Genomic DNA, 12,274 nt, shown 5'->3' with positions numbered 1-12,274 from the left:
TGCTCGAGAGCTGGGAGAGCACGATGGAGGCGCCGTCCGTGAGCTGGAAGAAGTCCTGCTCGGTGTGGGCGCTCACCAACGTGAAACTGGACACCTGCGGACCGCTGCCGGTAGCCGTGAAGGTGGCCGTCACCACTTTGCTGCGGTCCATGGTCACTGAGAGTGGGTTTGCAGAGCCCGAGGCGTCCCCGCTCCAGCCTGCGAACTGGAAGCCGGCTTGCGGCGTGGCCGTCAAGGTCACAGTGCTGCCGGCCGCGTAGGAGTCCTGGTCCGGGCTCTTGGCAACCGTGCCGCCGCCCATCGTGCTCACCGATAGGGCGTACTGCGTGCCTGGGCTCACATTGTTGACCACGGTGAAGGTGATGGTGAGCGGCGTTCCGGCCGTTCCGGTACCGTTGCTTCCCGAGTACGGGGTGGCCCTGAGGGTGTAGGTTCCCGTCGCCGGCGGGTTCCAGTTGCCGTAGTAGTAGTTGCCGCGGCCGTCGTCTCCGAACAGTGCGTAGGGGGCGGCGTTGTCGGTGTAGGTCCTGAACTGGGTGCCGGTGAGCTCTATCTTGACGCTGCCCACCTGCGAGGGCGAGGTGTTGGCGCGGATGTTGAGCTTGGTGCTCGAGAGCTGGGAGAGCACGATGGAGGCGCCGTCCGTGAGCTGGAAGAAGTCCTGCTCGGTGTGGGCGCTCACCAACGTGAAACTGGACACCAGTGGGCCGGTTGGCAGGGCCTCAATGGTGGCTGAAACAGTCTTATCCTGGTCCATGGTTACTGTCGTATTGGGCTCGGTGCCTGTAGCAGCTCCGCCCCAACTCACAAAACGGAAGCCGTCGGCTGGCGTGGCTGTGAGTGTCACCACGGTACCTGCTACGTAGGTGGCCGCAGCGGGCTGGGCAGTAATAGAGCCGTTAGCAGGCTGCGTGATAGTCAGAGCGTACATGGTCGGCGGGATGAGCTCAAACGTAGCCGAGACTTGCTTGTCTGCATCCATCGTCACGGTCTCAGTAAGCACATTGCCAGACGCATCGCCCGTCCACCCCGTAAAGCGGTAACCACTAGCTGGGGTTGCTGTCAACGTTACCACCGTGCCGGCTTCATAAGAAGGGGCGCTTGGATCAGCGCTGATAGTGCCGTTTTCAGGCTGGTTCAGCGTAAGGGCATACATGGTTGGCGGTATGACTTCGAACGTAGCTGAGACAGCTTTGTCAGCATCCATAGTTATACTCACAGTGAGCTCACTGCCAGAAGCGTCTCCAGTCCAGCCCACGAACTGGTAGCCGTCGGCTGGTGTAGCTGTGAGTGTGACCACTGAACCTGCCACATAGGTGGCCGCAGACGGCTCAGCTGCGATAGAACCGTTTTGAGGTTGGGTTATGGTTAAAGCATACATAGTCGGCGGGATAGCCTCAAAGATGGCCGATACCGTTTTGTTGCCGTCCATAGTCAGCTCGAGCGGGCTGTCACTACCCGAGGCATCACCGCTCCAACCAGTGAATCGGAAGCCATCGGCTGGTGTGGCTGTGAGAGTGACCACGGTGCCGGCCACGTACGTATCAGCCTCTGGATCAACCACGATAGAACCATTTTCAGGATCATTGAGTGTCAACGTGTACGTGGTCGGCGGGATGAGCTCAAACGTAGCCGAAACGTTCTTGTCAGCGTCCATAACTAGCTGCAGCGGGTTTACGATACCGGACGCAGCTCCCATCCAGCCAGTAAACTGGTAGCCAGCGGCTGGGATAGCAGTTAGCGTCACCACAGTGCCATCATTGTACTTGCCATCCTGGTCTGCAGTCGGATTAATGCCGATAGTGCCATTGCTCGGTTCTGAGATTGTTAGCGTATAGGTCGGAATTGGTTCAAATGTAGCCGAAACCGCTTTGTCGCCGTCCATAGTAAGCTCAACCGGGTTTTCTGAACCAGAGGTATCACCGCTCCAGCCGGCAAACTGGAAGCTTGCTGCTGGCGTGGCCGTGAGCGTCACTACTGTGCCGGCCTCGTAAGTGGCTGCGGATGGCTCAGCGGCAATGGAACCGTTTTCAGGCTGCGTGATGGTCAGGGCGTACATGGTCACAGGCGGAGTCGTTACTGTAACAGTAAAGGACTCTTCATCAGCAAGCGGAACATTACCGCTGATACCGCTATCCTGTAATTTTATTTTAACAGTATAAGTACCGGGAGTTGTTGGCGTCCAGGCAAATACACCTGTTATAGCACTTGTGTTTGCGCCTGTAATATTCTGATTCCCAGTCCAGTCTCCTGCAATTTTAGTAATTGCAGGTACATCATCTGAAGGATAATCTTCTTGTACAGTGACTGGAGTTACTTCTACTGAAAAGGCTCTGGTCTGATGAGGCGAAGTAAACATATCAGAGCTACTGTTTACATCAGAGCCGGATAATTGGAATGTCAGCAGCTTACCGGCTTCTACTGATTTAGCTGTAATCGGATTCAAATTAGGAGCAGCATTCACATATAGATAAAATGTAGGAGAAGCCAGGCCTCGCGAACCATCGTTGGCCAAAGCGTATACAGCCGCTCTACCTACCTGATTCGCAGCTGGAGTCCAGGAGAAGAGTCCGGTTTGCGGGTTTGCACTTGGGGGGGTGTTCGTGATGGTGGCCCCAGCAGGATATACACCATTGGTGCCGCTTAGACTAAGGGTTATCGTCGGTGTACCAGGCACGTCAGGATCTGTGGCTGATACCGGGAATTCTATCTTTTGACCCACAATGCCATACGTGTGGGTGGGAATTGGCGAATACACAGGCGCACTATTTACTTCATTCACTGTAATTGTAAATGTTTTAGTGTCCGAATCCTGGTCGTCCGAAACAGTGGCTTCAATTGTGAAAATACCTGGACCCTGTTCTTCAGACGGTCGCCAGGTGAGTGCTCTTGTGGTTGTGTTGAACGCAGCACCTGTAGGCAATCCATCTTCAAATTCACCACCATCAACAGCATGTCTGAAACTATACGCGATAGCATCCCCATTAGCATCACTTGCCGTAAGGATGGTAGAAGGAAGGTTGGCTAACTCATTTACAGTTCTATTTGTTATCGGATTGAGAACAGGAGGGCAGTTTTCTGTAGGCGCTGATACAGTAACTTCGTCTGTATACGTGCACGAGCCGCCAGTTACAGTTAGCACATAGGTTCCGGGGAAGGACACAACAGGGTTTTTTACCGTTGAAGTATATCCATTTGGACCCGCCCAGCGCCAGGTAACGTTGTTCTGAAAGTTAGGGTTACCGATGGTGACACTTGGCGAAGCACAGGATAATTGCACGTCCGGACCTGCCTCGGCATACGGCATTGTGATCGTTCTAAATCCATTTCTAGTGGTGCCATTTTCCATTTTCACGTTTGCTGATAATGAAAATCCGCCACCAACTGTGCCCGGCACTATCTGTATAGAAGTCATAACCGGGCCCCGAATAATTTTAATTGGCTGATTAGCTGAGTTGATCGAGTCTTTACCACCCACTATATAGGCATCTGTATTTGTGGAGCTTATTATCCAGGTATAACTGGCCGCCCCGGATTGTATAGGAATCGAGTAAGTGATGGGTTCAGTACCCAAACAGAGTGGAGATGTACCTGAGATGGAAATTGTCTGGGCAAAACTAGTGAAAGGGTGTAATAATATACCAACTAACAGAAACAGGAAAATTGGGATTAAACGAATTTGTTTTGCTTTTCGAAGTTGTAAAGTGTTCGACCGCAGTAATAGATTCCCTTGCCGGGGCTTATCATAGTAAGCCCTGTTATGCCGGTTTTGAGTAGTAAGGTTGTCATTCATAATTGTTAATTTTGTGGAGGTGAAAAAATAATACAATTGATTGTCTAAGCTGATTTTGAAACAAATGGCTAATGATTAGTTGAGGAAATGAGTGTTTAAATAGGATTTAAATAATTAGTTGTTAAACTATTTTAATTAATGAGTACGAATGCATTATAATTCTATCAATAAAAATTTTAACTTATTTACTTATGAATAGTGAATAGAGCTAATATGAGGGTGAAAGGCATAAAATAGGAGGTAAGCAAAATGTTGTGACTTTGTTAATGTGTATTTAAAAAGGGATAATTATGATTGGTATTTTTATAAATTTTAGGAATGAACTTCTGATGTTCTTTTGCTATACCTCTAAAATATTATAGTCAGTATAAAAGCCAATGTGGAATTACTATATGCGCAAATAGCGAGAGATATGTAAACATGCTCCAGTTTGCTGCGTTATGAGGGGGAGTGTATTAACCTAAATAATATAGCTATGAACAGAAACAACGCGTATAACGATCGCCCCCGCAAGAACCATTACGCCGACTTCGATGAACACGGCAACGCCCGAACCGGTAACACCAACAGTTTATCGCGCTTCAACCCCGAAAGCAGCCAGCGCAGGAGTGATCGTGACCGCTACGAAAACCATGACGAGCGCGGCAGGATGTCTCACGGAACACGCGCTTATGGCGACTTTAGTGGCGGCACACGTTACGGCGAAGGGGGCAGCACCTTTGGAGGTGGCTCTGCCTACGGACCGTCGAATTATGGGATATCAGGTCGTGAAAGACCAAGCCACATGGGCGGCGACCGCAACTACTACGACCACAACGAGCACAGCCGTCAGAATTATGGCCATTCCGGAGGCTATAACTATAGTGGCCGCATGAACGATGAATCGGGTAGAGGGTATCGTGGCACGGGAAACATAGACAGCAATCAGTCAAGGTCCGGCTACCGGAACGAGGACAGAGGCGACAGAGGCTACAACCACAGCTTCGACGAGTTCCGCGACACAGGCTACGGCTCTACCAGGTATAACAAGCGCGACGAAGATCGTGAGCGCAGCGCCTACAACAACTGGGGCCAAAACCAGCAGCGCCGGTCCGAGGACGAGCGTCGCTACGACGAGCGCAACAGATACCGCGATAACCAGGACTGATAGAAATAGGATTTAATAATGTGAACGGCCGCTTATTCGCAGGAATAAGTGGCCGTTTTGTTTTTAGGTTTGGGGATAACCGGCAGAAATGCGTAATTTTTGCTTATGAAAACCCGCATCACCTCATTTACCTTCCTTATTGCCTGTCTACTGACGCTACAGCCTACCTGGGCGCAGTCAGTTGCGTCGAAACTCACCACCGCTTTCCAGAAATTCGAAGCTGATTCGCAGCTGCAGAACGGCATTGCCTCGCTTTATGTGGTGGACGCCAAGACAGGGCAGGTCGTGTACGACCGCAACAGCAAAATCGGGCTGGCGCCGGCCTCTACCATGAAGCTCATCACCAGCATCAGCGCTTACGAACTGCTTGGGAAAGACTTCCGCTACGAAACGAAATTTGCCATTCGTAAAAATGGCAAGCAAACGTCGCTCCTCATTATACCGAGCGGTGACCCTACGTTGGGGAGCTGGCGCTGGCCTGTAACAAAAGAGGACGTTGTGCTGAAAGATATCGTGCGTGCGATGCAGCGTGCAGGTATAAAAACGGTTAGCGAAGTGATAGTGAGTAACGAAGGCTGGAACGAAGAGACCGTGCCTGACGGCTGGATGTGGCAGGACATAGCCAACTACTACGGAGCAGGTGCAGCCAAGCTCAACTGGCGCGAAAATCAATACGATGTCATCCTTAAGTCGGGTAAGCAGATCGGCGAGCCCGTTTCGATCGTGAAAACGGTGCCGAATCTCAATGGCTATGGCTTACGCTCCGAACTGACTTCCGCCGCTGCGGGTACTGGCGATAATGCCTACATTTACTTCCCGGTAGGCAATTCTACTGCCGCCATCCGGGGTACTATACCTGTCAACGAAAACAGCTTTAAGATATCAGGCGCGCTCCCATCCGGCGCCAATCAGTTTGTGAGCATGCTGGCCGATACGCTCCGTACACTCGGTATCAGCATGCCGCAGCAGGCCGTTTTACAGCACGAGGGTATACCGCAGCAAGGCTATACCTTCTTCCATACCGTTACATCCCCACCATTGGACAGCATTGTGTACTGGTTCAACCGCAAGAGCATTAACCTGTATGGCGAAGCCCTGGCCAAAACAATTGCATTTAGCGATGGCAGCAGCGATACACGACAAGGCCTGAACAAAATCCGGCAGCACTGGAAAGATAAAGGTATAGCCGAATCTGAACTGGCGATGGTAGACGGCTCCGGTCTGTCTCCGCTCAACCGCGTAACGACCCATGCCCAGGTACAAATGCTGCTGCATGCCCGTCAGCAGAACTGGTATCCGGGTTTCCACGCCTCACTGCCCACATTCAACAGCATGAAGATGAAGAGTGGCACGATTCGCGGCGCAAAAGGCTTTACCGGTTACCATAAAGCTAAAGACGGACGGGAGTACCTTTTCTCTTTCGTGGTGAACAACTACATTGGCTCTGCCTCATCGCTCGTGAAAAAGATGTATGTGGTGCTGGATGAGCTGAAGTAAGGTATAGCCACCCTCAACAGGTATAAAACAAAAGCCCCGGCAATTGCCGGGGCTTTATTCATTTAAGGCGCAGGTATAGCCTTAGTTATTTCTTTCCTTATTTTTCATATCCGGGTCTGTAATCGTGCTCGGGTTCGGCTGGTTGTTGCGGAACTCTTTGTCGGTGCCGTCAGCGCCACGGGTGGTTGTGGTGAGGTTAGCATTAGAGCCCTGCGGACTGTTTTGTTCCCTCGGGTTATCCTTGCCGTGCTTGGCGCCACCGCTGCTTCCCTCACGACTTGGTTTGTTCTCGCCGCGGGTATTGTCAGCGCCACCGGCTACCGGGCCGGTTTGTTTGCCTTTGCCCAGGCCGCTTACGCCTTCGCCTTTTCTTGAATTCGGATCTTCGGAGATATTTCTATTGTTGTCGCTCATGGTTTGTTTTCTTTAGGTAGAACATAAATAACCGACCCCGGAAATGCTCCAGGGTTAGTTCGTTGTACGGACTTGGGTCAATTTTGGGTTAACAAACGGCCCAAGGACCCCATTTCTCTATCTCATGATCAATCAGGATCGGCTTTGGATAAATTCAGGGAACCATATAGCATAAATCTATATAACACAGGAGGTTCGGATAAGATTGGGTGAGCCAAACTTTCTTGCAAAATGTGAGTTTAAGTAGAAGCAAACCGGAAACTAAGCTTCCGGTCAGGCAATACAATCTGTTATGAAAACGCGCCCCTTCGTTAAGATATTTCTGCTGGTAATTGGACTGCTGTTCACCCTGGTGCTGGCTGCCCAGTTCCTGCTGGCCCCGCTCTACCAGGACAAGCTACCGGTCTTCATCAGAACGGCGCTGACGAAAGATCCCAACCTGGTGCTGGCGCCTTTTCAGTCGGATATTTCCAACTGGAAAAATTTCCCCTACCTGACCCTGACGCTCGACAACATCTCGCTAAAAGATACCAGCAGTGCGCAGCCTGTGGAGGTGCTGGCTGTCGAACATATGGAAGTACTGGTGCCAGTGCTGCAGTGGCCCTTTGGACGGTTCCGCATCAGTAAGCTATACCTCGATGGCCTCACGTTTCATCAGCAGGTAGACTCCACCGGACACAAGCGCAGCCTCAGCTTTGGCAAGGCAGAAAAGCAGGACGACGATTCAGGTGATTTCGAATTGAACATCCCGCAGGTCAGGATCCGAAATGCCCTGTTTTTGAGCGAAAACCAGTACAAGGAGAGCGCCTTCTCCTTGCAGCTACTAGATTCTGATCTGGCAGCCGATCTTCGCGATAACATCCTCAAAATAAATGGCAAACTGAAAGGTAAGATTAACTACATCAGCAGCCGCGACCTGCGCCTTTTCGAGGACAGAAACTTTACAGCCGATGCACACTATACCTACGATCTGAACAAAAAGCTGGGAACAATTGAGGACAGCAAAGCCATCCTGAACAAGAACGAGGTACTGATCTCGGGTACGCACCGGAAGTCGGCTAACGAGCCGGGCTCAGAGCTGGACCTGCACTTTAAAGGAGAGCAGCCCTTTTTCTTTCTGCTCAACCAGATGAATTCTGTCAAGTCTATACCTTTACTCCGGCAGGTGGAGAGCGAGGGCCGCGTGAAGCTGCACTACCACATTGCCGGCCACTCCGGACCCACGAAGCGCCCCAGAAACAAACTGCACTTTGCCTTGCAGGATGGGAAACTGCACTGGCCCACCAGCCGCATCACACTGTCGCATATCCAGATTTCCGGTCAGTTGGACAACGGGCCAAAGCATTCACCGGAGACAAGTTCGTTCACGCTGCATCGGGTAGCGGTCCGCACCGGCCAGGACAGCCTGCAGCTCAAAGCGAAGATTACAAACTTTACCAAACCTTTTGTGGATGCGCGTCTCAGCGGGAGCTATACCCTGGATAGCCTGGCTGAACTGATGCCTCCGGATTACCTTTCCCTGCCACGCGGTACGCTGGCCGGCGACGTCACCATCAAGGGAAATCTGCATGCCACCGAGGATCGCCAGCGGCAGGATGACCTGCAGTGGCAGGGGGCTATCCGTCTGCAGGAGGTTGGCTTTCAGCCGGCAAAGCTCACCGTACCCTTCACCAACCTGAACGGAGAGGCAAAACTGGCAGGCAACGAACTGCGCCTGCAGGGTATGGGAGGCAAAATAGGCGGAAAGTCTTTTACGGTTGATGGATCAGTACGCGATGTGGTGAATTACCTGCTAGGCCAGCAAAAAACCGTGACTGTAAGAGGTGCCGTCAACCTCAGGCAGCTAAACACGGCCTGGCTAAAGCTGAAACCTGACACTAAAGCCGGTGGAAAGCCAGCGGCCCCGACAAGTTCAGCCGTCGCAACCACTACGATCATACCCGACTTTTTACGGCTAAACATGCGGCTGGCGTGTCAGCAGCTCAACCTGCAGGCAGCGTCTGTTCAAAACATGCAGGCCAGGCTGAGCAGTGACGGCAAGCGCCTCACACTCTCCGATATCGGACTGACCTCTCAGGGCATCACGGTGACCGGGAACGTAGCAGCGCCGAACGACAACCGGAAACTTCGTGATGCCAGCATACAACTGGCCGCGCAGATGGACACCCTCGACCTGACTAGTCTGCAACAGGTGAACGCGATTGCCGGCTCAGCGGGCAACGGCAAAAAAAGTGCATCGACTGATAAAACCGAAGGGATGACTTTCCTGATACCGCTTCAGAAGGTGCACCTATCCCTGCGCGTGAAGCATATTGATCTGCCCGGGGAAGAAGACCTGCAGCACCTCTCTGTGCGCCTGGATAAAAACAAGAGCCATGTTACAATGCAGGAGATGCGCTTTAAGACAAGCAAAGGCGGAGCGGCCACTGCAAACGGCGGCTTCTACCTGATTAGTTCAAAACTAACCCGGCCATACCTGGATGTGCACCTGCAATATGATTTTCTGGACCTGCAGGCGTTTATGCAGAATTTCGCGGCGCTGAAAACACTGCTGCCCGAAGACCAGCCCCAGGAATTGCCTGCGAAGAAAGAGGAGCCGGAAAAGGGCATGAGTACTAAACTGCGGGAGAAGGTGTATGATCTGGGACTTTATGTAGAAGCACAGGAATTGAAGTATGAGTACCTGACGGGAAGCAATCTGGAGATAAGAGCCCGCATGAACCGGGAGCAGGCGCAACTCGACAAGCTATACCTGCAAGCCTTCGGTGGCAAAATATTTTCGCACGGAATGATGTACCTGAACGAGCCCTCTGACACCATCCCTGTTCGGCTGAAGGCACAAGTGCAGGACGTCGATCTGGAGCAGTTGTTTGCAGTGGCCGAGCAGATGGAGCTCGATATGCTGGGAAGCCAGAATATAAAAGGCAAAGCCGACTGTAACCTGACTGTGTTTACCAAGCTGGATGGGACTTTTGCACCGAGCTTCGACCGTACGGTAGCCTATAGCCGGGCCTCTTTCCGGGGCATGGAGTTGATCGATATCAAGCCCATACAGGAAGCGCTGGGCTTCATGCGGAAAGAGCGGACCGAGCACCTGTTTTTCGAGGATGTGGAGGCTGATTTTGTGCTTTACAGAAATAAGTTTGTCGCGCCTGGTTTCAGTATGAACAACAACCTGTCGTCCTTTGACCTCAGGGGTTCCTACACCATGCGTGGTGATGCGAGCCTGAGCGTGGACATCAACGTTTTCAATATTCTTTTCGGGAACAACCAGCGCCGTATCGAGCAGATACAGGAAGATTCGCTGTCGCTGAAGAACAGCCCGAGCAAGCAGCACCTGCTGCTGGTGCGCGACCAGGATAAATACAAGGTGAAGCTCAGCAACCGGAAGGAGAGAGAGGACATCGCCCTGGTGCTCCAAAACGAGTTTCTGAGTGTTCTGGAGCAATACCAGATCGACACGGCCTTTTCCGAAATCAAGTAGCCTTTTAGCTCAAATTCAATTACTGTCTGAAAGTGGTAGTACGTACTGGACTGTTGCCTTAGATTAATTCAACATAATAATCCGAAAATCGTTATTTCCGTATGTAAGTGCTTGTATCATAGCCTGCTATAACCAAGCAGGTATAAAGCTCAAAACTATGGAAAGATTTCTGGGGCCCTACAGCCCGCAACTCTACGCCATCCTGCGCATAGTGGCCGGATTGATGTTTGCCATGCACGGCACGCAAAAGCTATTTGGTTGGCCCGGCGACGGCAACACCGTGGAAATAGCTTCGCTGATGGGGCTGGCCGGTATCATAGAACTGGTTGCCGGACTCATGATCGCGTTTGGCTTCCTGACCGGATGGGCGGCCTTTATTGCCAGTGGTGAGATGGCAGTGGCTTTCTTCATGGCCCACGCGCCCCAGGGCTGGAACCCGCTGCTCAATAAAGGGGAGACGGCTTTGCTCTACTGCTTTCTGTTTCTGTACATGGCCGCCCACGGCTCCGGCATTTGGAGCATCGACGCCGCGATGGGCAGAGGTGTAAGGCGGGAAGGGAGCAAGCGGACCAGCTATACCTGACAGGTAAGGGTTTCGCGCCACAGCAGGTATAGCCGGGCTATTTCTTGTCCTTGTTGAGGATCAATACTTCCCGGACGATCTCCTGTGCCTGATTCTCATCCATATCTAGGGCAGAGTACAGGTATTGTATCAGTTCCTCCTCTTTTTCGGTCACCACGCTGTCTGACAGCACCAGTTGGATGGTATGGGCAAAGAGCGCGGGACGGTTCTCCGCTGAGATCAAGTCCACCGAGTTGTCGATCAATATTTTGCTGCCCAGCTGCACGTGCGCATAAAAGACACTCCGGCTGTAGGCCATGATGTCGTGCCCTTCAAAAAGCGGCAGGTCAGCCAGGGTTTGCGCCATTTCGTCCAGTTCTTCGTCGGCCACATCGTCGTCTACGGCCACGCAGGCGTGCATTATGGCAATCCAGGCTTCCTGTTCGTTTTGTGGGGTGTAGGTATAGGAGTCAGGTATGTTTGTCCGACCGGTTGTGTTAAAAACGCCTTCCATGTTTTCTTCTTTTTTCGTGTTTTAATTTTTATTGCCACAGTGCCTTTTTTAGGTGTAGCACCATGCATGATCAGGTATAAGTTCAGGGCGCTGCAGGTGACAGCTTGCTGAGCACTTTTGCCAGTTTGCGCCGGAAAGCCGGGTTCTCGTTCATGCCGTTATGGCCCTGGCCTTTGAGCAATATGACCTGGTCCGACGGTTTTAAATGTGCCTTCAGCTTTTCGGAGGAGCCCGGATAAATGATCTCGTCCAGCTCACCATGAAAAATAGCGATGGGCGATTTGGTTTGCGCCACAAAGGTATACGTCTCGAATTTGTAACGAAGCAGAAAACCCGGCACCAAAGGATACAGGCTTTGCATTAAATCGCTGAGACTATAATAAGGCGCCTGCAGCAGCAGTAAAGTGGGTGTATGCAGAGAAGATAGCCGCGCTGCTGCAGCCGTTCCGATGGAGTAGCCGGCGACAATGATCTGCTGGCCGCTATACCTGCCCGCCACTTCCAGAAAGGCTGCCTCAGCATCGTCGTAAAACTGGCGCTCGCTGCTTATCTTGCCCTGGCTTTTGCCATAGCCGCGGTAGTCGAGCACAAACACATCATAGCCCAGGGCGGTATAGGCCTGGTGCACCCAACCCCAGTTGGCCACTGAACCCGCGTTGCCGTGCAGGTAAAACACCAGCCCTTTTGACGCTTCTGCCTTGAAAAGCAGGCCATGCAGCAGTACACCGTCCGGCGCAGGTATACGTATTTCTTCTGCTTCCCGGTCGAAACGGAAGGTGTAGTCTGCCGGAAGTTTCTCCGGAAAGAAAATCAGCTTCTCCTGCTGAAATGAAAGTAAGCCCATCACCACAAGGTATACGATA

Annotated in this window: 8 protein-coding genes; 4 read left to right on the top strand and 4 right to left on the bottom strand. The window is 52.0% G+C overall.

Translation table 11 applies throughout. The features are described from left to right. Positions 1-3,415, bottom strand: a 3,415-nt coding sequence (locus L1278_RS17045) for an InlB B-repeat-containing protein (RefSeq protein ID WP_253406227.1), incomplete at its 3' end; no start/stop codon positions are given. Between the two features lie 853 nt (positions 3,416-4,268). On the opposite strand from L1278_RS17045, the gene L1278_RS17040 reads away from it, so the two are divergent. Next, on the top strand, positions 4,269-4,940 hold the full coding sequence (locus L1278_RS17040) for a hypothetical protein (protein ID WP_253406226.1): 672 nt from the start codon (positions 4,269-4,271) through the stop codon (positions 4,938-4,940). A 105-nt stretch (positions 4,941-5,045) separates the two neighbouring features. Continuing rightward, entirely contained in the window at positions 5,046-6,437 is a 1,392-nt protein-coding gene (gene dacB / locus L1278_RS17035; protein WP_253406225.1) for a D-alanyl-D-alanine carboxypeptidase/D-alanyl-D-alanine-endopeptidase, read from the top strand. An 81-nt stretch (positions 6,438-6,518) separates the two neighbouring features. Here dacB and L1278_RS17030 read toward each other — a convergent pair whose 3' ends face one another. After that, positions 6,519-6,851 carry a hypothetical protein gene (locus L1278_RS17030; protein ID WP_253406224.1) on the bottom strand — a complete coding sequence of 111 codons (333 nt, stop codon included), beginning with the start codon at positions 6,849-6,851 and terminating at the stop codon, positions 6,519-6,521. A 292-nt stretch (positions 6,852-7,143) separates the two neighbouring features. Between L1278_RS17030 and L1278_RS17025 the strand changes: the two genes are divergently transcribed. After that, positions 7,144-10,335: a hypothetical protein gene (locus L1278_RS17025; protein ID WP_253406223.1), complete on the top strand. Its 3,192-nt coding sequence runs from the start codon at positions 7,144-7,146 to the stop codon at positions 10,333-10,335. A gap of 157 nt (positions 10,336-10,492) precedes the next feature. Continuing rightward, complete coding sequence (locus tag L1278_RS17020) at positions 10,493-10,918, top strand: DoxX family protein (RefSeq protein ID WP_253406222.1); 426 nt, start codon at positions 10,493-10,495, stop codon at positions 10,916-10,918. Between the two features lie 37 nt (positions 10,919-10,955). On the opposite strand, the gene L1278_RS17015 is transcribed toward L1278_RS17020, so the two are convergent. Continuing rightward, a complete protein-coding gene (locus L1278_RS17015; RefSeq protein ID WP_253406221.1) occupies positions 10,956-11,411 on the bottom strand; it encodes a TerB family tellurite resistance protein in 456 nt (151 codons plus the stop codon). 82 nt (positions 11,412-11,493) lie between these two features. Then, positions 11,494-12,255 carry an alpha/beta hydrolase gene (locus L1278_RS17010; protein ID WP_253406220.1) on the bottom strand — a complete coding sequence of 254 codons (762 nt, stop codon included), beginning with the start codon at positions 12,253-12,255 and terminating at the stop codon, positions 11,494-11,496. Between the last annotated feature and the right edge of the window lie 19 nt (positions 12,256-12,274).

The sequence above is a fragment of the Pontibacter sp. HSC-36F09 genome (assembly GCF_024171605.1).
Lineage (GTDB): Bacteria > Bacteroidota > Bacteroidia > Cytophagales > Hymenobacteraceae > Pontibacter.
The sequence above is the reverse complement of the archived record's forward strand: the minus strand, read 5'-3'. Positions and strand labels throughout refer to the sequence as shown.

Bases quoted from the DNA above. Each gene is read 5' to 3' on its own strand.
- L1278_RS17030 (WP_253406224.1), bottom strand. From the start codon at position 6,851: ATGAGCGACAACAATAGAAATATCTCCGAAGATCCGAATTCAAGAAAA.
- L1278_RS17025 (WP_253406223.1), top strand. From the start codon at position 7,144: ATGAAAACGCGCCCCTTCGTTAAGATATTTCTGCTGGTAATTGGACTG.
- L1278_RS17020 (WP_253406222.1), top strand. From the start codon at position 10,493: ATGGAAAGATTTCTGGGGCCCTACAGCCCGCAACTCTACGCCATCCTG.
- L1278_RS17040 (WP_253406226.1), top strand. From the start codon at position 4,269: ATGAACAGAAACAACGCGTATAACGATCGCCCCCGCAAGAACCATTAC.
- L1278_RS17010 (WP_253406220.1), bottom strand. From the start codon at position 12,255: ATGGGCTTACTTTCATTTCAGCAGGAGAAGCTGATTTTCTTTCCGGAG.
- L1278_RS17015 (WP_253406221.1), bottom strand. From the start codon at position 11,411: ATGGAAGGCGTTTTTAACACAACCGGTCGGACAAACATACCTGACTCC.
- dacB (WP_253406225.1), top strand. From the start codon at position 5,046: ATGAAAACCCGCATCACCTCATTTACCTTCCTTATTGCCTGTCTACTG.